The sequence below is a fragment of the Streptomyces sp. SID5469 genome, assembly GCF_009862865.1.
In the GTDB taxonomy this organism is placed as follows: Bacteria; Actinomycetota; Actinomycetes; order Streptomycetales; family Streptomycetaceae; genus Streptomyces; species Streptomyces avermitilis.
Window position 1 is genome coordinate 4,356,546 of the sequence record NZ_WWIN01000001.1, and the last position, 26,351, is coordinate 4,382,896.

Genomic DNA, 26,351 nt, shown 5'->3' on the forward strand with positions numbered 1-26,351 from the left:
GGCTACGCCTCCCCGCGCGCGGCCGTGGTGCCGTCATGACCGGGGGCCGTGCCGTCCGGGTCGCCACGTCCGGGCGCCGCACTGTCCGAGTGGTCCCGTCCGGAAGCCGTGGCGTCGTCGGCCTTACGGTGCGCGGCGTCGTCGGCATCGTCTGCGTCGTCTGCGTCGCGCCGCGCGGCTTCCGCTGCCTCGCACTGGGCTGCCTCGGCCGCCGTCAGCGGGCGTACCGTGCCCGCGTCGCCGTCGATCTCCACCCAGGCGCCGTCCGGGACGGCCGTCATGGCGTCCGTGACCGCGACCACTGTCGGTACCCCGAGCAGCCGTCCGCTGATCGCGGTGTGCGAGACCAGACTGCCGCGCTCCACCACGATCCCCCTGGCCGCCATCATCAGCGCCAGCCAGCCGGGGTCGGTCTCCTTCGCGATCAGTATCCGGTCCACGCACTGCTCGGGCGGCACCCGCGTGTCCCGGACGACCAGCGCCCGGCCACGGGCCCTGCCGCTGCTGGAGGCGATGCCGCGCAGTACGCCGTCCCGCGCCAGACCGGCCCGGGGCCGGGTGTCGCGGCGCGAGGCCAGCGCCACCGGCACCGGCAGGCCGCCGGGGACGGTGAAGTAGGCGGGCGGGTCCGGCGTGGCCGCGCGGGCGTCCTGCCGCGCCTCGCGCCGCCGGGCCACCGCGCGCAGATCCGTCTCGGGCAGGGTGCCGTCGAACGCGCCGAGTACCTCCTCGGCCTGGAGGTGCACGATGTCGGACGCCCGGTCCAGCATGCCCGCCTCGACCAGCCGTTCCGCGAGCCGCCACATCACCTCACGGGAGACGCCGTACAGCTGACTGCGGCAGAACCGGGTGTCCTCGCGGGCCTTGACACTGAATCGCAGCGAGGCGAGCACACCGCTGAGCACGGCCCGCCGCAGCGGATTCGGGCAGGCCTCGCGCAGCGCGTGCCGGGCGGCGCGCCGGGCGGCGGCCTCGTCGGCCTCGTTCGCCGCGACGGTGAGCCCCTGGGTGATGAAGGGCCGTAGCGCGGGCACGATCTGCCACGGTTCCTGGCGAGGGGTGCGCACCTCCAGCTTGAGATCGTGCAGGGCCCGGTCGCCATAGGTCCGCAGATGCCTGTCGAACTCCTCGGCGACGGCTTCGCCGTGGACCGAGGAGGCGATCTCCTCCCACACCTCCCGCTCGGGTCGCTCCAGCACGGCGGTGCGCAGCGCCGGGTCGGCGGCGACGCGTTCGGCCAGGGCGATGGAGGAACGCACCGACGCCAGAGTGCGGTTGGGCCGGCCGCCGCCCAGCAGGCGCGGCAGCAGCGCCGACCCCTCCGGCGCCCAGCGCTTGAGCAGGGAGTCGGCGCACGTCAGCGCCACCAGGGCGAAGTAACTGGACACCATGGTGATGCCCCAGCGGTGTTCGGCCTCGGCCCACATGGTGCGGTAGCGGGCGACGAGTTCGTCCGCGGTGCAGTCCTCGAAGGAGGGCCACTGCGCCATCAACTCGTCCCACCAGCGCAGGAACTGCCGCAGTCGGCGGGGTTGGGTGACGTAGGCCCAGCCGAGGCGGGGCGAGGCCCGCAGCACCTCCCCCCACGCGCGGCGGCGGTCCCCCTCGTCCGGACGGGCGTGGTCGGGCGGCTGTGTGAAGCCGAGCGAACGCTGCCACATGGGGCGGATGAGCTCGAAGCCGGGGATCTGGCCGTGCAGCGCGAACCAGGCGTCGAGCCGGTAGTACACCCGCCCGTCCAGGTGGCCGATCATCCGGCTCAGGTGGTGCTGGTTGCGCCGCAGGGACCGCTTCGGTACGCCGACGCGCCGGTAGAAGTCGGCGAAGCCGGTCCGGTAGAAGACCCGGGCCTGTGAGTACGTCAGCGCGCTGGTGACACCGGGGAAGGACTCGGTGAGGTTGTGGTTGGTCCACGGCACGGGCGGCACGGCCTCGTCCCCCGGCGCGGCCCCGGCACCCGGCACGGCCCCGGCACCCGGCACGGCGCCCTCACCGGGCACGGGCCCGGTCTGCACCACGGACCCGGTCTGCACCACGGACCCGGTCTGCACCACGGGCCTGGCCTGCACCAGGTGGATCGCACCGTCACTGGTGATGGTGCCCTCGATGTCCTGGGGGCCGCCGAACAGTTCCTCCGCGCGGGCGGCCAGCGCACCGACGCGGCGGACATCCGCGTCGGAGAGCACCGCCTTCCGGGCGAGCGGGGCGGGGACCGGCAGGACGACCGGGCCCTCGTCGGCGCGGGCCGGGTCGAGACCGACCATCACGGACTTCACGGCGAGCTCGCCGCGGACGGCACCGTCGGCGCGGTTCACGAAGAAGTGGTCGATGTCGGCCTTCTCCTGCACGATGCCCTCACCGATGCCGTGCGCGGCGGCGACGACCGCCTGTTGGGCACCGCCGCGGGGATCACGGGTGAACATCACGAACGACCGCACTCCCGGCACCATCCGCTGCACCCCGACCGCGACGCGTACCGCGGTGACGTCGACGCCGCGCCGCACCCGGTAGAGCACCGCCTCGGGGTTGTAGGCGGAGGACCAGCAGTCCACGACCCGGTCGAGGACGGCGTCCCTGCGGACGTAGAGGTAGCTGTCGGACAGCCCGGCGAACGGGTCGTCGGCGCCGTCCTCTCCGCTGCCGTCCGCCTGCGCCGCCGTACAGCCGCGTACGGCGACGAGCCCGTCGGGTCCGGCGAGTTCGTCGAAGGCGGCGAGGATCCGCCCGGCCAGTTCCGCCGGCACCCGCACGGCGCGGACCCGGTCCCGCGCGGCGCGCGCCCAGGCCATCAGGTCACCGGCGCTCGCACCGGTGCCGGGGAAGCCGGCGGGCACGGGCACCGACGCGGCGAACGCCTCGGCGGTCAGGACGAAGAAGGCGGGCACGGGAAGGCCGGCGCGGCGCATCGTGTGCTGCCGGGAGAACTTGTGCCCCACCTGGACCGGATCGGCCAGCGCGTCGGCCGCGGGCCCGGCCAGATGTGTATCAACGGGCCCGGCCAGATGGGTGTCAAGGGAAGCGGGGGCCCCCGCGTCAGTGGTTCCGCGGCCGGTCGAGCCGGTCGAAGGGGGGTGGTGGACCGTATGCGCCATGGCCTACCACACCCCCGGCAGGAGCCGTGCCCGGCCGCCCGCGTAACCGGCGTATCCGGGCACCTCCCACAGCACCCGTTCCTCGACCCGGACCCGCCAGGTGACCACGGCGCACAGGGCGAGAAGGAACAGCACACTCAGCGGGTTGAGGAAGAACGACACGAACGCGGCGTTGGCCAGCAGCATCCCGGTGTAGGCCGGGTGCCGCACGTGTCGGTACGGGCCGTGCGTGACCACGGAATGGTCGGAATAGCGGACCACGTGGTGGGAGTAGAAGCGCCCCAGAGTACGGATGGCGACCAGGCGCAGCGCGACCGCGGCGGTGAACACCACGACCGGCACGACCAGCCACGCCGACCACCCCTGCCACGGCAGCGGCCAGAGCACCGCGGACATTCCGGTGCCGGCGCGGGCGAGGGCGTACGGCAGCAGGGTGCTGTTCTCCGCGGCGGACTGGGAGGGATGCCGCACGGTGATCCTGGCCTCGGCGAGTACCCACAGCACGTACAGGCCGGCGAACAGGGCGCCCGCCAACTGCGGCGTGGAGGCGTGGTCGGTGAGCAGCAGACCGATCGCGGTCACGAACACGGCGCAGGTCACGGGCAGCAGGGCCCGCAGCGCGAGGACGACGAGGCGCTGGTTCATGCCGCCGCCTCCCGGTCGGCGCGAAAGGCACGGTAGCCGTCGGGGGACAGGCCCTTGCTGACGTAGATCAGGGAACCGACGGTGACGCCCTCGCCCTCACCCGCGACGACCTCGAAGGTGAGTCTGGCCTTGTCGTCGGACATACGCACCTGCCGCCAGCGCAGCGAAAGCGGTACCGAGGCGGGCAGGTCGAGCGGCAGGTCGGCGGTGAGCCGCAGCCACAGCATCTGTACTTCCGGCGGCCAGCCGCCCACCCGGTGCGACAACCAGGTGGCGAACTGCCGGCCGGCCTCGATGACGGACTTCACGGAGCGCAGGCCCGCCCTGCGGCTCGCCAGGGTGTGCCAGGAAGCCGGGACCAGTACGGGCGCGGTGACCAGTCCGTCGGTCGCCCGGGGTTCACCGATCATCACGTTCGCCGGGCGGGTGCGATGCACCAGCGAGGCCTGCGCGGGGGCCTCACGACGGGCGCCGGCGGCGGAGGGGCGGACCGGATCGCTGTCGGGGGTCAGTACGAACCAGCCGTCCGAGACGACGGCCGGCCCCTGCGTGACGCGCAGCGGGCGGCGGCCCTTCTCCTCCGGCGCCGCGTACAGCACGAGCTCGGGAGACAGTTCCGGCATCACCCGGAAGTTCACCACCCACTTGGCGCGTAAGCCCGGGGGCACGTCGATGCGGTCACGCACGGCGTTCGCCATCCCGCACACCAGCAGCATGCCGGGGACGTGGTCCAGCGGGTGGTCGAAGAAGAAGGGGTCCCTCCGGTCGACGGTCAGCTCCGTCAGCCACGAGTCCCCGCCGGGTGACGGGGCCGGCGGCGGCAGCAGGCCTACCCGGCTTCCGTTCCTCTCTTCTTCTCGCGTCGTCTCTATGTGCGTGGTCATCCGCATTCCTCGTTTCCTGCCTCTTCTGCTCGGCGCGTGACGTGGAGCGTGCGGTCCCGGCAGCTCGGGGCGGGATCCGCCTGCCTCTCGAACGCCCCGTCCGATGGCCGGCCGGGGGGGAGGAGGAGGCGGTCGCCGAGGGTGGACGGCTTGGTTCCGTACGTCAGTCGGACCGTTGTCGGCCCGGCGCCGGCCCAGTGTCGACGAGGCCGCTGACACGCCGCTGATCACTCCCGGAGCCCTCCTCGGAGACCCGGGCGGCCAGGTCACGCCCTCGTTCCGCGGATCAGCGGCGTGTCAGCGGCGGGGGCCACGATGCGACCCCTGTTCTTCCGACCCACGGGCCGGGTGCGGTCGTCGGCCGTGCCCGGAGCCGGGTGCGATCCCGGTGCCCGTGGCCCGACGAGAAAGGCCTGTGCGGTGATTCTGGTGACGGGCGCGACCGGCGTGGTGGGCCGCCAGGTGGCACACACACTGGCGCGGTCCGGCCGGGTGCGCCTTCTGGTCCGCGACCCGGCGCGGCTCACGGTCGAAGGGCCCGGCGTCGAGGTCGCCACCGGAGCGTACGAGGACCACGCGTCGCTGCTGCGGGCACTGAAGGGCGTCGAGGCCGCGTTCCTGGTCACCGTCGATCCGGGCGGTCAGGAGGACGGGCGGTTCCTGCGGGCGGCGGTGGCGGCCGACGTACGGCATGTGGTGAAGCTGTCCTCGTACGCGGCCGGTGAGGACGACGCCGACGACCTGATCACGCGGTGGCAGCGGAAGTGCGAGGAGACGCTGCGCTCCTCCGGGCTCGACTGGACCCTGCTGCGACCGCGCGCCTTCATGTCCAACACCCTGTCCTGGGCGGACTCCATCCGCCGGGAAGGCACCGTGCGAGCCCTGTACCCCGGCTCGGAGAACGCCTGCGTCGACCCCCGTGACATCGCCGAGGTCGCGGTGACCGCGCTGACCTCACCCGGCCACGAGGGCCGGGTGTATCCCCTCACCGGCCCCGAAGCGGTCTCCGCGGAGCAACAGACGCGGCACCTGGCGGCGGTCCTCGGCCGCCCGCTGGTCTGCCGCGAACTGACACCACAGCAGGCTGCCGCCCGGTGGGCGCGGCGCTACCCGCCCAAGGTGGTGCACGCACTCGTCCTGAGCGCACAACGCCAGCTGCTGGGCCGCAAGACGACGACCGACCCCACGTTCGCCCGGGTCACGGGCCACCCACCACGCTCCTACCGACAGTGGGCGACGGACCACAGGAACGCGTTCGCCTGAATGCGGGCATGCTCATCGACAGCGGCTGTCGACAGCGGCTCTGAAGACTTTCGGTTCGTTCGCGGCGTCACGTACGCCATAAAACGACCGCAGAGACGGCGTGCTCCCGTGGTGTTCCCGGGCCACAAAAGAAATTCGGCACCTCCCCGCCGTTCCAGCAGGTAGGTGCCGTGGCGCGGGAGGTGCCCGGAACCGGACTTGAACCGGTACGCCCGCGAGGGGCAGCGAGGTTTAAGCTCGCCGTGTCTGCATTCCACCATCCGGGCAGGCCATGGGCTCCGCATCGAGGTTCCGAGCCTATCGGGACGCATCCTCCGAACAGCGGGCGGTGGACCCGATGTTGTCTTATTTTATTGACGTCTGAGGGTGCATCAGCACCCGGTACGGGCCATCCGCACTTGCCAGTAGCCTTTCGGGCAACTCGGACCGGCGTATGCGGAATGACGGAATTTCACCGCCCGCACACGACCCTGGTACCGCCCGAACGAGCGAGGCGCACAGTCGGCGCACAGAAAGCCGCGACTGCGCCCCCTCAGGGGCGGCTGTCATCCCCAGGTATGAGACGCGCCCTGCCGGTCAGTCCCGAGTCGCCCCCGGGAACCGGAACAGCGGCTGACTACAGGGCTCCGATCGGGCCCCAGGATGGAACACGTCCCCATCATCGCCGTCCCGACAGGAGCACCCTCCCGTGACCAGCACTCCCCTCGCCGACCGGACCACCGCGGTGGCCGCCCGCGCCACGGAACTGTCGAAGGTCTACGGACAGGGCGAGACCCAGGTGGTCGCCCTGGACCGGGTCACCGCCGACTTCCGGCAGGCCGAGTTCACCGCGATCATGGGCCCCTCCGGGTCCGGCAAGTCCACGCTGATGCACTGCGTCGCGGGCCTCGACACCTTCAGCAGCGGCTCCGTGCGCATAGGCGACACCGAGCTCGGCTCGCTCAAGGACAAGCAGCTCACGAAGCTCCGCCGGGACAAGATCGGCTTCATCTTCCAGGCGTTCAACCTGCTGCCCACGCTGACCGCCCTGGAGAACATCACCCTCCCGATGGACATCGCGGGCCGCAAGCCGGACAAGCAGTGGCTCGACAACGTCATCCAGATGGTGGGCCTGTCGGGACGGCTGAGCCACCGGCCCGCCCAGCTGTCGGGCGGCCAGCAGCAGCGCGTCGCCGTGGCCCGCGCGCTCGCGTCCAAGCCCGACATCATCTTCGGCGACGAGCCGACCGGAAACCTGGACTCGCGCTCGGGCGCGGAGGTGCTGGGCTTCCTGCGCAACTCCGTACGGGAGCTGGGGCAGACCGTGGTCATGGTCACGCACGACCCGGTGGCCGCGGCCTACGCCGACCGGGTCGTCTTCCTGGCGGACGGACGCATCGTGGACGAGGTGCACGGGCCGACGGCCGACGCGGTCCTCGACCGCATGAAGCAGTTCGACGCCAAGGGCCGCACGAGCTGACGTCCCCTCACCCCCACCGCCCGGGACTGAGCCGACGTCCCCTCACCCCATACCTCCTGGACTGAGAAAACCCATGTTCCGTACCGCCTTGCGCACCGTACTCGCGCACAAGGCCAGGCTCGTCATGACCGTGCTCGCCGTGATGCTCGGCGTGGCGTTCGTCTCGGGCACCCTGGTCTTCACCAACACCATCTCGGACGCCTACCAGAAGAGCTCCGCCAAGGGCTTCGACCAGGTCGACGTCGCCATCCAGGCGGAGAGCCGCCAGGACGAGGGCGACACGATCGCCGAGCGGCCCAAGCTCACCCAGGCGCTCCTCGACAAGGCCGCCGAGGTGCCCGGCGCCGGCTCCGCCATCGGCGTCGTGAACGGCTTCACCGCCATCGCCGACCAGGACGGCAAGCTCGTCGGCAACGGCTTCCAGTCGCAGGGCGGGAACTACTGGGGGACCAAGGACCCCCGTTACCCCCTGACCGTCGGACACGCCCCCCGCGGCAAGAACGAGATCGCCCTCGACGCGAGGACGGCCGAGCGCGCCGGATACAAGGTCGGCGACACCGTACGGCTCTCCGTCGACGGCCCGGTGCTCACCCCGAAGGTCACCGGCATCTTCACCACCGACGACGGCAACGTCGCGGCCGGCGGCAGCCTCGCCCTCTTCGACACCGCGACCGCCCAGCAGCTGTTCCACAAGGCCGGCGAGTACGACGAGATCGATGTGAAGGCCGCCTCCGGGACGAGCCAGATCGCGCTGCGCAACGCGCTCGACGAGGTCGTGCCGAAGGACGTCGCCTCCACCACCACCGGCAAGCAGCTCGCCGACGACCAGGCGACCCAGATCGCCTCCGCGATGAGCGGCATGAAGACCGGCCTGCTGGTCTTCGCGGGCATCGCGCTCTTCGTCGGCACCTTCATCATCGCCAACACCTTCACCATGCTGGTCGCCCAGCGCACCAAGGAGCTGGCGCTGCTGCGCGCCGTCGGCGCCTCCCGCAGGCAGGTCACCCGGTCCGTACTGATCGAGGCGTTCGTCGTCGGCGCGGTCGCGGCCGTCACCGGTCTGGCCGCGGGCATCGGCATCGGCGCGGGCATGCGCTCCCTGATGGGCACCCTGGGCGCCACCGTCCCCGACGGCCCGCTGGTCATCTCCCCGGGCACGGTCGCCACGGCGCTGCTCGTCGGCATCCTCATCACCATGCTGGCCGCGTGGCTGCCGGGCCGGCGCGCCGCGAAGATCCCGCCGGTCGCCGCGATGAGCAGCGTGCACGCCAAGGCCACCACCAAGTCCCTGGTCCTGCGCAACACGCTCGGCGCCCTGTTCTCCGCCGCCGGCATCGCGGTCGTCCTCTACGCCACCACCCTGGACGGCTCGGACGGGCAGGCCCCGATGGGCCTCGGGGCGGTGCTGCTCATCATCGGCGTCTTCATCCTCACGCCACTGCTGTCACGCCCGCTGATCGCCGCGGCCGCCCCGGTGCTGCGTATCTTCGGGGTCTCCGGCAAGCTCGCCCGCCAGAACTCCGTACGCAACCCGCGGCGCACCGCCGCGACCGCCTCCGCGCTGATGATCGGCCTCACTCTGATCACCGGCATGACGGTGATGGCGGGCAGCCTGCAGACGTCGATCGACAAGATGGCGTCCTCCGCGATCAAGGCGGACTACGTCGTCTCGATGGCCAACGGCAACTACCTCTCCACGGACGTCGACAAGAAGCTCTCCGCGACGGACGGCGTCACCGCCACCAGCCCGCTGCGCAACGCGCCCTCGCGCATCGACGGCGAGACCGAGTACCTGACCGGCGTCAACGGCCGGTCCATCAACGACCTGACCGATCTCACGGTCCAGGACGGCGCCTTCAAGGTCGGCGGCACGCAGGTCGTCGTCGACGACGAGACCGCCGCGTCCCACCACTGGACGGCCGGTTCGCGGTTCACGGCCTCGTTCGAGGACGGCAAGAAGCAGCGGCTCACGGTCACCGGGGTGTACCAGAGCACCGAGATGATGCGCGGCATCATGCTGGACAACGCCACGCTCACCCCGCATCTGACCGACCCGTCCGACATGCAGGTCATGGTCAAGACGTCGGCCGGCGCGTCCGGCCCGGTCAAGGACCGGCTGGAGAAGGCACTCGGCGACAACCCGGCCATCAAGGTCCAGGACAAGAAGGACATCTCCAACGACATCGCGCAGATGTTCACGCTGATGCTGAACATGCTCTACGGCCTGCTGGCGATGGCGGTGATCGTCGCCGTCCTCGGTGTCATCAACACCCTGGCCATGTCGGTCTTCGAACGCTCGCAGGAGATCGGCATGCTCCGGGCGATCGGCCTGGACCGCAAGGGCATCAAGCGGATGGTCCGGCTGGAGTCCCTGGTCATCTCGCTCTTCGGCGGTGTGCTCGGCATCGGCCTCGGCGTGTTCTTCGGCTGGGCGGCCGGTGAACTGCTCGGCACCAAGATGGCGACGTACGAACTGGTCCTGCCCTGGGGCCGGATGGCCCTCTTCCTCCTGCTGGCCGCGGCGGTCGGCGTCCTGGCGGCCCTGTGGCCGGCCCGCCGGGCGGCCCGCCTGAACATGCTGACGGCCATCAAGTCGGAGTAACCGACAGCCGTACATGAGGCGGGGCCCCGTTCCGATCCCTGGAACGGGGCCCCATTTCGCGCTGTGCTCAGTTCCAGGTACGTGCCCGCAGAGGGATCCCGGAGGCGCCCGACTCCGGTGTCCTGACCGCCAGCACCTGGTTGACGCCGATGCGGTTGTGCTCGAAGGCGAGGGCGCAGGCGGCCATGTACAGCCGCCAGACACGGGCCCGGCCCGGGCTCGTCAGCCGTACGCCCCGCACCCACTGGGCCTCCAGGTTGGCGACCCAGCGCCGCAGGGTGAGGGCGTAGTGCTCACGCAGGGACTCGACGTCACGGACCTCGAACCCGGCCCGCTCCAGCTGGGTGACCGTGCTGCCGATGGGCGCGAGCTCACCGTCCGGGAAGACGTACGCGTCGATGAACTCGTCGACGGAGTACGTGGATTCGTCGAGCTGCGGCCGCCGGGCGATCTGGTGGTTGAGGAGCCGCCCGTCCGGCTTGAGCAGGGCGTACAGATCCCGCGCGTAGTCCAGGTACCGCTCGGCGCCGACGTGCTCGGCCATGCCGATGGAGGAGATCGCGTCGTACGGGCCGTCGGTCACGTCCCGGTAGTCCTGTACGCGGATCTCGACCCGGTCGGTCAGCCCCTCGTCGGCGACGCGCTTACGGGCGTACGCGGCCTGCTCCTGGGAGAGGGTGATGCCGACGACGCTCACGCCGTGCTCGCGGGCGGCGTGGATGGCCATGGAGCCCCAGCCGCAGCCGACGTCCAGGAGCCGCTGACCGGGGGTCAGACCGAGCTTGCGGGAGACGAGTTCGAGCTTGTCGCGCTGGGCGTCCTCGAGTGTGCCGTCCGGGGTGGCCCAGTAGGCGCAGGAGTACACCATGGACGGGCCGAGGACGATCTCGTAGAAGTCGTTGCCGACGTCGTAGTGGTGGCTGATGGCGCGCCGGTCGCTGCGCTTGGTGTGCAGATGGCCGCGTCTGCGGACCTCCTCGCGGGGCGGGGCGGGCGGCAGCGGGGGTCCGGCCATCCGCACCAGGCCGCTGACCGCGGCGCGTACGTCCGGGTCACGCAGGGCCTCGGTGAGGGTACGGGCGTCGTCGCGGCGCTCCCAGAGGAGCCCGGCGATCAGGTCGAGGACGGCGTAGAGGTCTCCCCGCACCGTCACGTCGCCCGCGACCCAGGCCCGGGCCAGGCCCAGCTCGCCGGGTTTCCACAACAGCCGGCGCAGGGCGCGGCGATTGCGCACGACGAGGGTGGGAGCACCGGGCGGGCCGGCCTCCGAACCGTCCCACGCGTGAATACGCAGCGGGAGCGGGGCTCCCAGCAACTGGTCGAGAAGGCTCTTCAGCCGCAGCGCGGCGTCTGGCATGGCGCACACCTCCGTGACGGTAGATCCCGGAACGTCCAACACCACGTAAACACCGGCGGAAGCCGCGCGCAGTCCCCCTTTCGCGTTACGAGTGAGCAAAATAGATGTAGCGACCATGCTTCTTTCGCCTGCGCGGGAACGCCGAAGGGGCCTCCCGCACCACGGATGGCGGAAGGCCCCTTCGGGCTGTTCGGTGACCGGAGGTCAGGAGGCCTTGGCCTTCTCCTCGGTCTTCGGCGCGACCGCGGCGGCCGGAGCCGGCGCCGGCTTGGCGGCCTCGTAGAACTCCTCGCGCGGGGACTCCAGCGCGCCCAGCGCCACGACCTCACGCTTCAGGAACATCTGCAGCGTCCAGTCCGCGAAGACCCGGATCTTCCGGTTCCACGTCGGCATCGCCAGGCCGTGGTAGCCGCGGTGCATGTACCACGCCAGCCGGCCCTTGAGCTTGATCTTCATCTTGCCCATGACGATCATCGCGACGCCCTTGTGGAGGCCGAGCCCGGCCACCGCACCCTTGTTGGAGTGCGCGTACTCCTTCTGCGGGAAGCCCCGCATACCGGAGACCACGTTGTCGCCGAGGACCCTCGCCTGACGCAGCGCGTGCTGCGCGTTCGGCGGGCACCAGGCGTTCTCGACGCCGGCCTTGCGGGCGGCCATGTCCGGCACCTGCGCGTTGTCGCCGGCGGCCCAGATGTAGTCCGTGCCCTGCACCTGGAGGGTGGTCTGGGTGTCCACGTGACCGCGCGGGCCGAGCGGCAGGCCGAAGCGGGACAGGACCGGGTTCGGCTTGACGCCGGCCGTCCACACGATCGTGCTGGAGTCGACCTCGAGGCCGTTCTTCAGCACGACGTGGCCGTCGACGCAGGAGTCCATCGAGGTGGAGAGGTAGATCTCGACCCCGCGGCTCTCCAGGTGCTCCTTGCCGTACTGGCCGAGCTTGGGGCCGACCTCGGGGAGGATCTTGTCGGCGGCGTCGACGAGGATGAACCGCATGTCCTCGCGCGACACGTTGTTGTAGTACTTGGCCGCGTCGCGGGCCATGTCCTCGACCTCGCCGATGGTCTCGGCGCCGGCGAAGCCACCGCCGACGAAGACGAAGGTCAACGCCTTGCGGCGGACCTCCTCATCGGTCGTCGAGTCGGCCTTGTCGAGCTGCTCGAGGACGTGGTTGCGCAGGCCGATGGCCTCCTCGATGCCCTTCATGCCGATGCCCTGCTCGGCGAGGCCGGGGATCGGGAAGGTGCGGGAGACCGCGCCCATCGCGATGACGAGGTAGTCGAAAGGCAGCTCGTACGCCTCACCCACGAGAGGGGCGATCGTGGCGACCTTGCGGTCCTGGTCGATGGTGGTGACCCGGCCGGTGAGGACCTCCGCCTTCGGCAGCACGCGTCGCAGCGGGACGACGACATGCCGAGGGGAGATGCTGCCGGCGGCGGTTTCGGGGAGGAAGGGCTGGTAGGTCATGTACGACCGGGGGTCGACGACCGTGACGGTCGCCTCGCCGTAGCGCATCTTCTTGAGAATGCGCCGAGCTGCGTACAGGCCTACGTACCCACCGCCTACTACGAGGATCCTGGGACGCTCCGTGGTGCTCATGCCATCGAGTATCCACCCGCCCCAGGGGGGTCGCTCGTGCGCCCCTTCACAAGCTTGGGTGAGCCCTCTGCTACACTGCGCGGCTCACGTGACCCAGGTCATGTCGATGGAGGGGAACCACCGCGCGGTGCGGACCGTTGTCAACACCGCGTGAGCTGCACTCCGGTCGTTCGAACGGGCCGAACCACCCTCCGCGCCCACCCGCCGGAAACACACCCGCAACGCTCCGCTGAGCACCCTCCCGCACCTGGTGAGCCCCCCTGAAGGGGGCAACCCACCGAATCGTCGCCCAGCAGGCCCGAAATCCTTGTGAAGAACTTCACGAAGTTTTCCGGCGGTGTGCCGCGGAGGGGGTCCGGAAGGCCCTCAGAGCGTGCTCATACGTTATCCGAACTGCTCAGGAGAGACTACCGGCGGGTAGCAAAGTGTCCCCCAGGTCACGCCCAAGGCCCCCCGAAACGCCTCACGAACACCTCGCCGGACACCTCACGAACGTCTCGCCGACGAGCGCGCGAGCGTCTCGCCGACGGCCGCGCGAGCGCCCCGCCGCCGACCTCGCGAACGCCTCGCTGACGGCCGCGCGAACTACGCGATGGACCAGGCGATTCCGTCGAGGATGTCGTGCTCGCTGACCACGACCTCCCGCGCCCCGATCCGCTCCATGATCGAGAGCAGTACGAGGGCGCCCGCGCCGATGACGTCGACGCGGCCCGGGTGCATGGAGGGGACGGCCGCGCGTTCGGCGTGGGTGGAGGCCAGCAGCCACTCGGTGATCTCGCGGACGCGGTCGTACGGGATCCGGGAGTGGTGGATGGCGACCGAGTCGTACTCCGGGAGGTTCTGCGCGATCGCCGAGATCGTGGTGACGGAGCCGGCCAGGCCGACCAGCGTGTGCGCCTCGTGCAGCGGCACGGTCTGCTCCACCAGGTCCAGCGCCGCGTCGATGTCGGCCCGGATCGCCTCGATCCGGTCGGGCGACGGCGGGTCGACTACCTGGCCGTCGTGCACCAGGTGACGTTCGGTCATACGGACGCAGCCGATGTCGACGGAGCGTGCGGCGCGCACATGGTCGTCGCCGACCACGAACTCCGTCGAGCCGCCGCCGATGTCCACGACGAGGAAGGGCTTGGCGAGGTCGTCGCGGCCGGTCAGCTCCTTGGTCGCGCCGGTGAAGGAGAACTCGGCCTCCTGGTCGCCGGTGATGACCTCGGGCTCGACACCCAGGATGTCGATGACCCCGCGCACGAACTCGTCGCGGTTCTCGGCGTCGCGGGAGGCGGAGGTGGCGACGAAGCGGATCTTCTCCGCGCCGTGCTCCTTGATGATCGCGGCGTACTCCCGGCAGGCCGCGAAGGTCCGCTCCAGGGCCTCGGGCGCGAGCCGCCCGGTCCGGTCGACGCCCTGGCCGAGCCGGACGATGGTCATCCGCCGGTCGAGGTCGACGAGTTCCCCGGTCTCCGGGTGGGCGTCGGCGACGAGGAGCCGGATGGAGTTCGTACCGCAGTCGATGGCGGCGACGCGGGTCATGGCAGTTCCTTGAGGTCGAGGGGTGAGTTCTCGGCTCCGGTCGGCGGCGATCGGCCCGTCCGGCGTTCAAGGACGGGCCGTTCAGGCCGAAGCGGGGGCCTGGGGGCGCGGCCCCCGGGGACGGGAACGGACGGTCACTCGTCGGCGGCCGGCACCACGCAGGCCCCCTTGCGCCACCACTCCGGCAGCATCGCGATCGCCTCGTCGCCCAGCGGGTTCACACCCGGGCCCGCGGCCAGGGAGTGGGCCACCAGCACATGCAGGCACTTCACCCGGTCCGGCATGCCGCCCGCGCTCGGGAAGCCCTCCAGGACCTCGATGGAGTCGCGGCGGGCGATGTAGTCCTCGTGCGCCGCGCGGTAGGCCGCGGCCAGCTCGGGGTCGGTCGCCAGCCGGTCCGTCATCTCCTTCATGACGCCGTTGGCCTCGAGGGTGCCGATCGCGGACGCGGCCCGCGGGCACGTCAGGTAGTACGTCGTCGGGAACGGCGTGCCGTCGGGCAGCCGCGGCGCCGTCTCGACGACGTCCGGCTGTCCGCACGGGCACCGGTGCGCGATGGCGCGCAGTCCGCGCGGCGGGCGCCCGAGCTGCTGCTTGAAGGCCTCGACGTCCGCGTCGGTCGGCTCGGTGCGCGGAGTGGTCGGCGGGGGCGTTTCCATGCCTGTACGTAAGTCTCTTTCTCGTTCTTCACTGGTCGGAGGCGTCGGACTTGTCGACCCCGTCCCAGACGTTGGCGTACCAGGGGCGGTCGGCCGCACCCTGCGTCGTCCGCGCCGGCTTGGCCGCGGCCGGGTCGATCACGATGTAGCCGGTCTCGCCCGGCATCACATAGTGCAGCCGCTGCCGGATCTGCTGCTCGGCGTAGGCGTCGTCCTGCCAGCGGGCCTTGAGGTCACGCAGCTGTTCGACGCGCTGCCGGGCCCGCTCCTGCTGCCGCTGGAGATCGGCGACCTCGGCGCGCTGGGACACGTACTGCCTTATCGGGTACGCGAGGGCCACGATCAGCGAGCACAGCACCAGCGCGAGCAGCGCGGCCCGGCTGGTCAGCCGGGAGCGGCGGGCCTGCCGCTTGGTCTGGGAGCGGTAGACGCGGGCCGCCGTCTGCTCGCCGAGCAGCCGCAGCCTGGTCGCGGTGGAGAACCGGTCCCGGTCCTTCACGGCCATCTCCCGCCTCCCCTTCACACGCGCGTACGTCCCCGCACACGGTACGGGACCGAGTACGGGGACGTACGTACGACGCTGCCCAAGGGCCTTGGCGGATCAGCCCTCGCTGTGCCTGATCAGTTCGCCGAGCGGAACCGGGGGAACGCCGAGCGGCCGGCGTACTCGGCGGCGTCGTCGAGGATCTCCTCGATGCGCAGCAGCTGGTTGTACTTGGCGACACGGTCCGAGCGGGCCGGGGCGCCGGTCTTGATCTGACCGCAGTTCACGGCGACGGCGAGGTCGGCGATGGTGACGTCCTCGGTCTCGCCGGAGCGGTGGGACATCATGCACTTGAAGCCGTTGCGCTGGGCCAGCTCGACGGCGTCCAGGGTCTCGGTCAGCGAACCGATCTGGTTGACCTTGACGAGCAGGGCGTTGGCGGAGCCCTCCTCGATGCCGCGGGCCAGGCGCTCCGGGTTGGTGACGAAGAGGTCGTCGCCGACGATCTGGACCTTGTCGCCCAGCTTGTCGGTGATGACCTTCCAGCCGGCCCAGTCGTCCTCGTACAGCGGGTCCTCGATGGAGACGAGCGGGTACGCGGAGACGAGCTCCTCGTAGTACTCGGTCATCTCGGCGGCCGAGCGGGACTTGCCCTCGAACTCGTACTTGCCGTCCTTGTAGAACTCGGACGCGGCGACGTCGAGCGCGAGCGCGATCTGCTCGCCCGGGATGTAACCGGCCTGCTTGATGGCCTCGATGATGAGGTCGAGCGCGGCGCGGTTCGACTCCAGGTTCGGGGCGAAGCCGCCCTCGTCGCCGAGGCCGGTGGACAGGCCCTTGGTCTTCAGCACCTTCTTGAGGGTGTGGTAGACCTCGGCGCCCCAGCGCAGGGCCTCGGAGAAGGACTCCGCGCCGATCGGGGCGATCATGAACTCCTGGATGTCCACGTTGGAGTCGGCGTGCGAGCCGCCGTTCAGGATGTTCATCATCGGAACGGGCAGCAGGTGCGCGTTCGGGCCGCCCAGGTAGCGGAAGAGCGGGAGGTCGCTGGCCTCGGAGGCGGCGTGCGCGACGGCGAGGGAGACGCCGAGGATGGCGTTGGCGCCGAGCGAGCCCTTGTTGTCGGTGGCGTCCAGGTCGAACATCGCCTGGTCGATCAGGCGCTGCTCGGTGGCGTCGTAGCCGACGAGCTCCGGGCCGATCTGCTCGATGACGGCGAGGACGGCCTTCTCGACACCCTTGCCCTGGTAACGGTTGGGGTCACCGTCGCGGAGCTCGATGGCCTCGAAGGCACCGGTGGAGGCGCCGGACGGGACGGCGGCACGACCCGTGCTGCCGTCGTCGAGGCCGACCTCGACCTCGACCGTGGGGTTGCCTCGGGAGTCCAGGATTTCCCGGGCTACGACGACGTCGATGGACGGCACGAGCATCTCCTTCTGGGATGTGACGCGAGTTACGCCGGGCCGGAGGCCCGGTTGGGCGCAGACCTGTGGAGGCCCCGCGGGATGAGCCTAACCGGCTCTGAGGGATCGGCCAGCCGGTCGACCACCTCATGGACAGAACCGAGAGTAAATTGTTTCCGAACGGAACAAAAGAGCCCCGGTATATCCGGTGCGACCGGGACAAGAAAAAGCCCCGCCCCGGTGCGTACGGGGGAAGACGCACCGGAGCGGGGGGCCCGTGGGGACGGGGGCGGCCCCTCACGAGGCCTCCACCATGGAGGTCACGTATGGGAGCGCGCTGTGGTTCAGGTACGAGCCTGTTGTCAGCTCAGGTGGAGCTGCTGGCCCGGGTAGATGAAGTCGGCGTCGTCGACGATGTCCTTGTTCAGCTTGAACAGCTTCTGCCAGCCGCCCGCGACGTGCTTCTTCTCGGCGATGGAGCTGAGGGTGTCGCCCTTGACGACCTTGTACTCGCCGTCGCCCTTCTTGACCTTCTTGCCGGTCGGGGTCTCGACGGTCTTGGCGGCCGGCCGCTCGTCCGAACGGGAGGCGCGCTGCTCGGTCGACTGGGTGGTGCTGCTCTTCGGGGTGCTCTGCTGCGGGGTGCTCGGGGCCGGCGAGCCGGCGTTGTTCGCGGCGCCCGAAAGTCCGGTGCCGCAGGTCGGCCAGGCGCCCTTGCCCTGGGCGGCGAGGACCTTCTCGCCGACCGAGATCTGCTCGGACTTGGAGGCCTGGTCGGCGGTGGAGGCGTAGGCCGTGCCGCCGTACGCGGCCCAGGTGGAGGCCGAGAACTGAAGGCCGCCGTAGTAGCCGTTTCCGGTGTTGATGGACCAGTTGCCGCCGGCCTCGCACTGGGCGACGGCGTCCCACTCGGAGGCGGTGGCGGCGGAGGCGTTGCCGGCCGCCATGAGCGGGGCGGCGACGGCGGCACCGGTGACACCGGCGATGGCGATCGCACGAGTGGCCTTGGACGGGCGGCGGTGCTTGCCCTTGCTGGAAAGCAGCATGAAGTGATCCCCTCACCGACGCCTACGAGGTGAGCTGTCGGGTTCGGGCCGGTTGAGTTGCCCGGCCGCGCGCCTTCCTCTGCCGATTCCGGCGCGCGACTTCACCCCTAGCCGGACCAGCCTCAAGTGCTGGGCCCGGCGCCTACCTTGGGTCCCCCGCTCCTGCCTGCGGCGCTTACGCGACGACTGTTCCCGTACGGCCGCTGGCAGGATTCGGCGTTGCGACCGTCGGGGCCCGCTGTGGCGAGCGATCACGACCGTAAGCAGTCGATCGCCGGAATTTCAAAGACGATCAGGGCTTCTGAGACTCATCTCTCACTCTCACCAAACCGGGACATTAGCGGTGAAAGACGGTCCGAACTACCGCTGCTTTTCGCCCGGTTCGGCAGCAAGTGCAAGGCTCTGACCGGGGACGATGACGTCCGGGTCGGCGCCGACGGTCTTCTCGTTCTCGGTGTACAGCGCGGACCATCCGCCCCTGAGCCCAAGGGAGTCGGCGATGGCCGACAGGCTGTCTCCGGGGCGCACGACGTACGCGTCGTCGGCCGCGTCGGGAGCCGCCTCGCGGGAGCCGTCGGAGCCGCGGGAGGCATGCCGGCCGGTGGAGTCGTCGGCGCGGCCGTCGGCGGCACTCTCGTCGGCCGTGTCGCCGCGGTGCCGGCCGGAGCTGGTGGACTCCGCCTCGGAGGGGGTCGAAGCGTCGCCGTTCTGCCCTGACTTGTCCGAGTCGTCACTCTTCGCCGCATCCGCGGACGAGCTGTCGGAAGTCGAAGAGCCGGACGGCGTGGCGTCGGCCTTGGCGGAGCCCTTGGAATCCTTGGCCGCGGACGAGGAGCCGGACGAAGAGGACGAGTCGGACAGGCCGGAGCTGATGCCGGAACCGGAGTCGGAGTCGGCCGTGGATCCGCTGCCGAGGAGGCCCGTGTCGACGTCGGCCGAACCGGAGTCCTGGCTGAGGCCGACAGCGATGCCGCAGGTGGACCAGGGGGAGCTGCCCTTGGCGGCGAGGACCTTCTCGGCGACGGCTATCTGCTGGGAGCGGCTGGCCTGGTCGGCACTGGGGGCGTAGTCGAGACCGCCGTACTTCTCCCAGTTCCCCTGGGACAACTGGAGCCCGCCGTAGTACCCGTTGCCGGTGTCGGCGCTCCAGGAGCCTCCGCTCTCGCACTCCGCGACCTGGTCCCACGTCGTACCGCTGGCCGCGCTGGCGCCGGTGGCGCCGAGCAACGGGATCGCGATGGCCGAGCCGGTCACGCCGGCCGCGACGAGGAGGGCCGGAGCCTGACGGGGGCGTCGGTGTCGACCGTTCCCGGAGAGCATGCGGTTGCCTTTCGCGTGACAGCAGTGAGCTGCGCGACGGTTGTGGCCAAGCGCCGCGCTTGATGCGTGAACGTATCCGTACTCGAACGCTTGTCACAAGTTAATGCCGCGCAGATCACGTGAAGATCACAGAGTTGAACGAATGTCAGTTCTCTCGCGACAGCTCTCTGTGTTAGTGCATGCGGGTACCTCACCGCCCAGCTGGGGTGAACTCCACCGGAAGCGTGCGCAATCCATGCATGACGCGCTTTCGGTGCAGCCCAAATCGACCGAATCCACCGCGAGTTGCAGTTCCTGGAGAGGGGCGAGCGGCGTCTGCCCACAGTCGGGCGGCGGGTACACCGAGGCAGCAGTGACGCCGTGCCCGTAGCCGAGGTGCTGGTTGTCACGTCGGGAGAGTCGGCACGGTGGCGGGGTCGGCACGGCGGCGGGGTCGGCACGGCGGCGGGGTCGGCACGGTGGCGGGGTCGGCCGCCGGTACGCGCCGACTCCAGCGAGAACGCGGCTCCCGGTACCGTCACCCCGTGAACGCCCCACATAGCGAACCCGAACTCTTCACCTGGGAGTTCGCCACCGACCCCTACCCTGCCTACGCGTGGCTCCGCGAGCATGCGCCCGTGCACCGCACCACACTTCCCAGCGGTGTCGAGGCGTGGCTGGTGACTCGGTACGCGGACGCCAAGCAGGCGCTGGCCGACGCGCGGCTCTCCAAAAATCCCGTGCACCATTCCGAAGACGCCCCCGGAAAGAGCAAGACGGGTATCCCCGGCGAGCGCAGCGCCAACCTCATGACCCATCTGCTCAACATCGACCCGCCGGACCACACGCGCCTCCGTCGGCTCGTCTCCAAAGCGTTCACACCCCGCCGAGTGGCCGAATTCGCGCCCCGGGTCCAAGAGCTGACCGACCACCTCATCGACCAGTTCGCGCAGACCGGAAGCGCCGACCTCATCCATGAGTTCGCGTTCCCCCTCCCCATCTACGCCATCTGCGACCTGCTCGGCGTCCCCCGCGAGGACCAGGACGACTTCCGGGACTGGGCGGGGATGATGATCCGGCACGGGGGAGGGCCGAGGGGCGGTGTCGCGCGGTCCGTGAAGAAGATGCGCGGCTATCTCGCCGAGCTGATCCACCGCAAACGGGAGGCGCTGCCGGCCGACCCCGGCCCCGGCGAGGACCTCATCTCCGGTCTCATCCGCGCCTCCGACCACGGCGAGCACCTCACCGAGAACGAAGCCGCGGCCATGTGTTTCGTACTGCTGTTCGCCGGTTTTGAAACGACCATCAACCTCATCGGCAACGGCACATACGCGCTGCTGCGCAACCCACAGCAGCGGGCGCGACTGCAGCAGTCGATCGAGCGGGGCGAACAGGACCTGCTCGACACCGGTATCGAAGAGCTCCTCCGCTACGACGGCCCCGTCGAACTGGCTACTTGGCGCTACGCGACCGAGCCCCTGGACATGGGCGGACAGCGCATCGCTTCCGGTGATCCCGTGCTCGTGGTCCTCGCCGCCGCCGACCGTGATCCCGCGCGTTTCGACGAGCCGGACACGCTCGACCTCTCCCGCAGCGACAACCAGCACCTCGGCTACGGACATGGCATCCACTACTGCATCGGCGCGCCGCTCGCCCGCCTCGAAGGCCGCACGGCGCTGGCCACCCTGCTGCGCCGGCTGCCCGATCTCCGCCTTGCCGCCGATCCCGCGGACCTGCGCTGGCGAGGCGGCCTGATCATGCGCGGGCTGCGCAACCTCCCCGTGGAGTTCACGGCCACCTGACACATGTGGCTCACCGCGTTCACGCCGCCGACCCCGGCAGGTCCGCCGCTTGTGTCAGTCCCCCGCCGCGCCCGTCTCCTCCGCCCCCCGGATCGCGTCCCGGTAGGCCCGCGCCGCCGCCCGGAGTGCCGCCTCCGGGTCCACGCCCTCCGCCTCGGCGCGCGCGGCCATCGCCAGCAGCTCGTAGCCGACGTCCTCGCCGTGCGGCAGCGGTACGTCGAGTCCCGCCGTGCGCACCCGCGACGACAGCTTCGCGGCCAGGGCCAGGCCCGGCTGGCCGAGCGGAACGCCCTCGGTCACCGAGGTCCGCTGCTTCTCCACCGCCTTGGTGCGCAGCCAGTGCTCCTTGACCTCCTCCGGAGTGGCCGCGGTCTCGTCGCCGAAGACGTGCGGGTGGCGGTGGATCAGCTTGGCGACGATGCCGCCCGCCACGTCGTCGATCGAGAACGGCTCGTCCTCGTCCTCCTCCGCGATCCGGGCGTGGAAGACCACCTGGAGCAGGACGTCTCCCAGCTCCTCGCGGAGTTCGTCGCGGTCGCCCTCCTCGATCGCCTCGACCAGCTCGTACGCTTCCTCGATGCCGTACTTGGCCAGGCCCTTGTGGGTCTGCTGGGACGACCAGGGGCACTCGGCGCGGATGCGGTCCATGACCTGGACGAGGTCGAGGAGACGGGCGCCCGGCAGGTCGTACGAGGCGGGGAGCAGCTCCAGGTCCGGCATCTGTATGCGGCCGGAGCCCGCGAGGCGGGCCAGCCCGTCGGTGAGGCGCGGCTCGCCCTCGCCGGTCGCGACGACGACCAGCGTGCGGCCGCCGGCGCAGGCGTCGACCAGCTCCTCGGCGGTCGGGGACGCCTCGTCGACCGTGATGCCCGCCTCGCGCAGATACGGCAGCTGGGGGTGCGCGCCGTCCGCGCACAGGACCCGGTCGGCACCGTGCAGCGCCTGCCAGGCGGGCCAGGACAGGAGTCCGGGTGCGACACGGTGACTGGTGGTGAGCAGGACGATGCGGCCGGGGGCGGGGGCGTCGGCACCGGTCACGTTCGAGTCGCCGTTGAGGCTGGTTGCGTTCACCCCTCGAACGTAACCCACGCCGCCGACACCACCAGCAGTTATCCACAGGCCGGGCGGTGAGCGGTTCGCCGGCGGGGCGGGACGCTCCCCGCCGCTTCACTGCCGACGGCTACGCCATTGCCGACAGCTGTTCCTTTGCCGGCGCTGCTCCATTGTCCTCGCACGCCGACCGGCCGAACCGTTTATCCACAGGCCCGTGCGCCCGTACCCCGCTACGCCGTCTGCTGGGTCGTTGTCGCCGTGACCTCCCGCAGCCACGGGGTCTTCGCGTCCACCCGGCTGCTCTTCTGCACGTCCCACGTGCCGTAGCGCGGATTCAGGGTGACGTGGAGTTTCTTGGAGGCCTCGGACATCGCCTTCCAGAACGCCGCCTTGCCGTTGACCGTGTTCATGTCGGCGCCGAGCGTGGTGGCCAGCTTCTGCGCCTCGATCTCGGTGCGGAGGCTGTCGTCGAGCCGCCCCGGTGCCACGCCGTACTGCTGGAGCCAGGCCGACTCCAGCGCCTTCGTGCCGCCCGCCTGCTGCTCCAGGGCGGTGCGCATCTGCTGGGCGTCCTTGCGGGTCACGCTGACACCCGCGTCCTTGGCCGCACGGTCCAGGACCCGGTCCAGGACCAGGCTGTGCAGGGTGTCGCGGGTGAGGCTGCCGGTCTTGGCGATGGTCTGCTCGTACTGGGCGTCGTCCGTGGTGGCGGCCCGCTGGGCCGTGCGCACCTCGTTCACCCGGCTCTCCAGCTGCGCGACCGTGATCCGTTGGCCGCCTACGACGGCCGCGGCGCCGGGGTGCGCCTCGCCGCCGCACGCGGTGAGGAGGGGAGCCGCCGCGACGATCGCGGCGGAGAGGACTAGCGCGGTGCGACGGCGGCGGTGCAAGGGAACCTCCCGAGGAGATTGTGCGACGGTGCACAAAGTCTTGCGGTGATCGATGGTAGGCAGTGGCCCAGCTCTCGGCCACCCTTTCGACCAACGATTCGCATGTCCTTCGGGCACCGCCGCACGGCGAACTCCGCCCGCGTCGGTCAACCTGTGATGGCCACCGGCGCGTCCCACGCGTCGCGGTCCACGGTGATCGTGTACCCGCCGCGCGACTCCTTGCTGTTGACCATGTACTGGTGGGCTCGGCTGTGGTTCGTCCACTGACCGGCGCCGAACGGCCAGTCCGCCGTCGTGGTGTTCTGCTTGTCCCACAGCGCGTACCAGAGGTTGCCCGGCAGGTCCGTGCGGTCGGTGGCGTCGGCGACGGCCTTCGCGCTGGAGCTGCGGAAGCCGTAGTAGCCGGTGCGGTAGGTCTTGGCGTGCAGGGCCTTGTCGAAGGCGCGTACATAGGTCAGTACGGCGTCGTTGCAGGCCTTGTCGGTGACGTCGTACGACTCCATGTCGAGGTAGATCGGGCTGCCCGCCTTCATCCCCAGGGCCGACGCCTTGGCGACCGCGTCCGCGGCGTCGGTGGCGCCGAGCGAGGCGGCAGTGGAGGCGGTGATCTTCTCCGGGCTGGAGCCGGTCTGGCAGGGCGGCTGGGCGCCGACGTACAGCGGGATGAGCTTCCAGCCGAGCGTGCTGACCGACTTGACCCACGAGGCGGTGAGGTTGGGCTGGCCGCATCCACGGTTCTTGCCGCCCACGTAGACGGCGGCGGCGCCGTAGAAGCCGGTGTGCCAGGCCTTCATCGCGGACAGGGAGGGCGCGGCGCAGGTGTCGAAGGCGCGGCCGGTGAACGTCCGCTGCGCGGGCCAGGTCGTGGCCGCCATCGAGGTCTGCGCGGCGATACCGGCTCCGGCGACGACGGCGGTACCGGCGACCGCCCACGTGATGTATCTGCGCTTCTTCGACTGCCGATGGCTGGACATGAAAGACCCCACCCCATGGTGTGTGTGACGCGGAAAACGGCGACGCGGAAAAACGGTGACGCGGAAAACGGCTCGCAACGTATCCGACGTCGCTCCCGTGTTCGGAAAACGCTGTCCCTCGGGGAACACAAAGTTCCCTCAAGGCACAGCAAAAGCTACCCGCGCACCTGTCCCAGCCATTGCAAGGTCCGCCGTACCTCCGCCACCAGCGGATGGCCGGGTCCACGCAGGCGCTCCACGTCGTGCAGCAGCCGGGCGAGGGTGTCGTGGGCGGCGACGCGGTCGCCGAGGGCGAGCAGCAAGTGGCCGATGCGGCGGCGGACTTCGAGGGAGAGTTCGGGGTCGCCCGCGACGTACTGGTTCTCGTAGTACGGGAGCAGGGCGCGGTACTCCGCGAGCGCGGCCGCCGGTTCGCCGAGCTGTTCGAGGCACTGCGCGGCGTCGTAGCGGAAGCGCAGGGACTGCGGGTCGGCCTGGCCCGATTCGGTGGCGCGCTCGTCGGCCAGGCGGCGCAGCTCGGGCAGGGCACGGCGGTACTGGCCGTCGTCCATGAGCGTGGCGGCGTACTGCTTGCGCAGGGTGCGTACGACGGGCGAGTGCTCGCCGTGCTGGGCGGCGGCCGCCGGGAGGATCGCGCCGAGGATGTCGACGGCCTGGGTGATGCGGCCCTCTCCGAGGAGCCGCTTGACCTCGTCCACGGCGCCCACGACATCGGGTTTCTCGACGGCGGGCGCGGACGCGGCGGCCGACGGCTGCGGCGCGGGCGTACGGGCCCGGTCCGGCCAGGGGGCGTGCGGGCGCAGGAAGGGACGTGTGGGGTCGAGCGGGGCGCCGGTGGGTGTGCCGCGCGCGGGGAGGAGCGGCAGCAGCTGCTCGTACGTCTCCTGCGCGGAGGCCGGCCGGTGCTGCGGGTCCTTGGCCAGCAGGCGCAGGACGAGCGCTTCGAGGGCTTCCGGCACCTCGGGGCGCAGCCGGCGCACCGGGAGCGGCGGCTCGTAGAGGTGACGGTGCAGCACGCCGAGCGCGGTGGAGCCGGTGAACGGTACGTCGCCGCTGAGGAGTTCGTGGATGAGCACGCCGAGCGCGTACAGATCGGTGTACGGGCCGACCGCGCCGCCCATCGCCTGCTCGGGGGCCATGTAGGCGGGGCTGCCGATGGGCGAACCCGTGTGCGTCAGGCGGGTGGTGTCCGTGTCCATGACCGACGCGACACCGAGGTCGAGGACGGTGACCGTGCCGTCCTGCTTGACCATCACGTTCCGCGGCTTGAGGTCGCGGTGGACGATGGGCACGGCGTGCACCGCGGACAGTACGGCGCACAGTTGCGCGGCCACCGCGACGACCCACTGCCAGGGATACGGGGTGTGCTCGGCGAGGTGGTCGGCGAGGTCGGCCCCGTCGACGTACTGCATGACGAGGAACAGCTCCTCGCCCTCGCTGCCCGCGTCGTGCACGGTGACCAGACCCGGGTGGTCGACCTGCGCGGTGACCCGGCACTCGCGCACGAAACGGCGGCGCAGCTCGTCGGCCTCCTGGCCCGCGACCTTGTCGGGGCGCAGCAGCTTGACGGCCACGCGCCGGTCGAGCCTTTTGTCGTATGCCGTCCAGACCTGGCCCATGCCGCCCTGCCCGATGAGCGTGGACAGTTCGTAGCGGCCGGCGACGGTGCGGCCGGTCGACACGGTCATCTGCCGTCCTCGTGCTTGCGCAGATAGTCGCTCAGTTCGTCGAGCTCGGCCCGCACCTGGTCGATGCGCGCGGGCGCGGGACGCTGCGGCTCCGGGGCCGGGGCCGGGGGCTGCGGCGGCGGTGTGGGGGTGTACGGGGGCGGTGTGTGCGAGATCTGCGTGGCGGCGTACGGCTGGGCCGGCGGGTAGCCGTAGCCCGGCTGGGGCTGCTGCGGGGGCATGTAGCCGGTGGTGTGCGGCGGTACGGGGCGGTCGGCGGACGGCAGAGTGCGCTGGTGGCGTATGTCGAAGACCACGAAGTACGCGGCGCTGACGGCACCGAGGATGAGCACGGAGGCGAGCGCGACGTCGCCCCGGTGGTCGCTCTCGGGGACCGAGCCGACCACGGCGAGCCCGGCGATGGACAGCGGCAGGCTCAGCCAGGCCAGCAGCCAGTCGGGCCACTTGCCGCGCAGCACCGCGACCCGGAACAGCGGGAGGCACGCGAGCAGCCCGCAGGAGAGGAACCCCGCGGCGACGAACAGCACGCGCAAGGTGATGACCGTGCCCTGACTGCGGGTGGGCGGCGGCGCGCCGTGGCCGTACATGACTGCTCCTGGGACCGGGTGAAGGCGGACGTACGAGTATC

Annotated in this window: 20 protein-coding genes, 1 tRNA gene and 1 riboswitch; of the genes, 4 read left to right on the forward strand and 17 right to left on the reverse strand. The window is 70.8% G+C overall.

Going from position 1 to position 26,351, the window contains the following annotated elements; genetic code table 11:
* Positions 1–2: 2 nt before the first annotated feature.
* From GTY58_RS18390 to GTY58_RS18400, 3 genes are read right to left on the reverse strand one after another with little or no spacing between them, the layout of a single operon-like run.
* Positions 3–3,092 (reverse strand): PEP/pyruvate-binding domain-containing protein, encoded by a 3,090-nt coding sequence (locus tag GTY58_RS18390; protein WP_010984953.1) that lies wholly within the window; start codon positions 3,090–3,092, stop codon positions 3–5.
* A 3-nt stretch (positions 3,093–3,095) separates the two neighbouring features.
* Positions 3,096–3,737: an isoprenylcysteine carboxylmethyltransferase family protein gene (locus tag GTY58_RS18395; RefSeq protein WP_010984954.1), complete on the reverse strand. Its 642-nt coding sequence runs from the start codon at positions 3,735–3,737 to the stop codon at positions 3,096–3,098.
* Positions 3,734–4,621: an AfsA-related hotdog domain-containing protein gene (locus GTY58_RS18400; RefSeq protein ID WP_159029002.1), complete on the reverse strand. Its 888-nt coding sequence runs from the start codon at positions 4,619–4,621 to the stop codon at positions 3,734–3,736. Before GTY58_RS18400 ends, GTY58_RS18395 begins: the two co-directional genes overlap by 4 nt.
* A 420-nt stretch (positions 4,622–5,041) precedes the next feature.
* Between GTY58_RS18400 and GTY58_RS18405 the strand changes: the two genes are divergently transcribed.
* Positions 5,042–5,884: an SDR family oxidoreductase gene (locus tag GTY58_RS18405; protein ID WP_010984956.1), complete on the forward strand. Its 843-nt coding sequence runs from the start codon at positions 5,042–5,044 to the stop codon at positions 5,882–5,884.
* A 183-nt stretch (positions 5,885–6,067) separates the two neighbouring features.
* On the opposite strand, the gene GTY58_RS18410 is transcribed toward GTY58_RS18405, so the two are convergent.
* Positions 6,068–6,150, reverse strand: a tRNA-Leu gene (locus tag GTY58_RS18410).
* 422 nt (positions 6,151–6,572) lie between these two features.
* Here GTY58_RS18410 and GTY58_RS18415 point away from each other — a divergent pair.
* A complete protein-coding gene (locus GTY58_RS18415) occupies positions 6,573–7,343 on the forward strand; it encodes an ABC transporter ATP-binding protein (RefSeq protein ID WP_010984957.1) in 771 nt (256 codons plus the stop codon).
* A 73-nt stretch (positions 7,344–7,416) separates the two neighbouring features.
* Positions 7,417–9,945, forward strand: coding sequence for an ABC transporter permease (locus GTY58_RS18420; protein WP_010984958.1), 2,529 nt, complete (start codon positions 7,417–7,419; stop codon positions 9,943–9,945).
* Between the two features lie 67 nt (positions 9,946–10,012).
* Here the strand turns inward: GTY58_RS18420 and GTY58_RS18425 are convergent, their stop codons facing one another.
* The 8 genes from GTY58_RS18425 to GTY58_RS18460 form a co-directional block, all read right to left on the reverse strand.
* Positions 10,013–11,302 carry a cyclopropane-fatty-acyl-phospholipid synthase family protein gene (locus tag GTY58_RS18425; protein WP_010984959.1) on the reverse strand — a complete coding sequence of 430 codons (1,290 nt, stop codon included), beginning with the start codon at positions 11,300–11,302 and terminating at the stop codon, positions 10,013–10,015.
* 204 nt (positions 11,303–11,506) lie between these two features.
* Positions 11,507–12,898 carry an NAD(P)/FAD-dependent oxidoreductase gene (locus tag GTY58_RS18430; protein ID WP_048894565.1) on the reverse strand — a complete coding sequence of 464 codons (1,392 nt, stop codon included), beginning with the start codon at positions 12,896–12,898 and terminating at the stop codon, positions 11,507–11,509.
* A gap of 585 nt (positions 12,899–13,483) precedes the next feature.
* Entirely contained in the window at positions 13,484–14,425 is a 942-nt protein-coding gene (locus tag GTY58_RS18435) for a Ppx/GppA phosphatase family protein (protein WP_010984961.1), read from the reverse strand.
* 134 nt (positions 14,426–14,559) lie between these two features.
* Entirely contained in the window at positions 14,560–15,084 is a 525-nt protein-coding gene (locus GTY58_RS18440) for a DUF501 domain-containing protein (protein WP_010984962.1), read from the reverse strand.
* Between the two features lie 28 nt (positions 15,085–15,112).
* Entirely contained in the window at positions 15,113–15,589 is a 477-nt protein-coding gene (locus GTY58_RS18445; RefSeq protein ID WP_037644884.1) for a septum formation initiator family protein, read from the reverse strand.
* A gap of 116 nt (positions 15,590–15,705) precedes the next feature.
* Positions 15,706–16,998, reverse strand: coding sequence for a phosphopyruvate hydratase (gene eno / locus GTY58_RS18450; RefSeq protein WP_037644882.1), 1,293 nt, complete (start codon positions 16,996–16,998; stop codon positions 15,706–15,708).
* Between the two features lie 335 nt (positions 16,999–17,333).
* Positions 17,334–18,017 carry a transglycosylase family protein gene (locus tag GTY58_RS18455; RefSeq protein ID WP_010984965.1) on the reverse strand — a complete coding sequence of 228 codons (684 nt, stop codon included), beginning with the start codon at positions 18,015–18,017 and terminating at the stop codon, positions 17,334–17,336.
* A gap of 4 nt (positions 18,018–18,021) precedes the next feature.
* Positions 18,022–18,201: riboswitch (cyclic di-AMP (ydaO/yuaA leader) on the reverse strand.
* A gap of 176 nt (positions 18,202–18,377) precedes the next feature.
* Complete coding sequence (locus GTY58_RS18460) at positions 18,378–19,337, reverse strand: transglycosylase family protein (RefSeq protein ID WP_010984966.1); 960 nt, start codon at positions 19,335–19,337, stop codon at positions 18,378–18,380.
* A gap of 524 nt (positions 19,338–19,861) precedes the next feature.
* On the opposite strand from GTY58_RS18460, the gene GTY58_RS18465 reads away from it, so the two are divergent.
* Positions 19,862–21,118 carry a cytochrome P450 gene (locus GTY58_RS18465; protein WP_037644879.1) on the forward strand — a complete coding sequence of 419 codons (1,257 nt, stop codon included), beginning with the start codon at positions 19,862–19,864 and terminating at the stop codon, positions 21,116–21,118.
* 54 nt (positions 21,119–21,172) lie between these two features.
* Here the strand turns inward: GTY58_RS18465 and GTY58_RS18470 are convergent, their stop codons facing one another.
* The 5 genes from GTY58_RS18470 to GTY58_RS18490 all read right to left on the reverse strand — a co-directional run bounded on the left by GTY58_RS18470 (position 21,173) and on the right by GTY58_RS18490 (position 26,310).
* Positions 21,173–22,189 (reverse strand): nucleoside triphosphate pyrophosphohydrolase, encoded by a 1,017-nt coding sequence (locus tag GTY58_RS18470; RefSeq protein WP_042493228.1) that lies wholly within the window; start codon positions 22,187–22,189, stop codon positions 21,173–21,175.
* A 212-nt stretch (positions 22,190–22,401) separates the two neighbouring features.
* A complete protein-coding gene (locus GTY58_RS18475) occupies positions 22,402–23,061 on the reverse strand; it encodes a SurA N-terminal domain-containing protein (RefSeq protein WP_010984969.1) in 660 nt (219 codons plus the stop codon).
* Positions 23,062–23,207: 146 nt separating this feature from the next.
* On the reverse strand, positions 23,208–24,035 hold the full coding sequence (locus GTY58_RS18480) for a glycoside hydrolase domain-containing protein (RefSeq protein WP_037644876.1): 828 nt from the start codon (positions 24,033–24,035) through the stop codon (positions 23,208–23,210).
* Positions 24,036–24,190: 155 nt separating this feature from the next.
* On the reverse strand, positions 24,191–25,723 hold the full coding sequence (locus tag GTY58_RS18485; RefSeq protein ID WP_037644874.1) for a serine/threonine-protein kinase: 1,533 nt from the start codon (positions 25,721–25,723) through the stop codon (positions 24,191–24,193).
* Positions 25,720–26,310, reverse strand: coding sequence for a hypothetical protein (locus GTY58_RS18490; protein ID WP_010984972.1), 591 nt, complete (start codon positions 26,308–26,310; stop codon positions 25,720–25,722). The genes GTY58_RS18485 and GTY58_RS18490 overlap by 4 nt, the downstream gene beginning before the upstream one ends.
* Between the last annotated feature and the right edge of the window lie 41 nt (positions 26,311–26,351).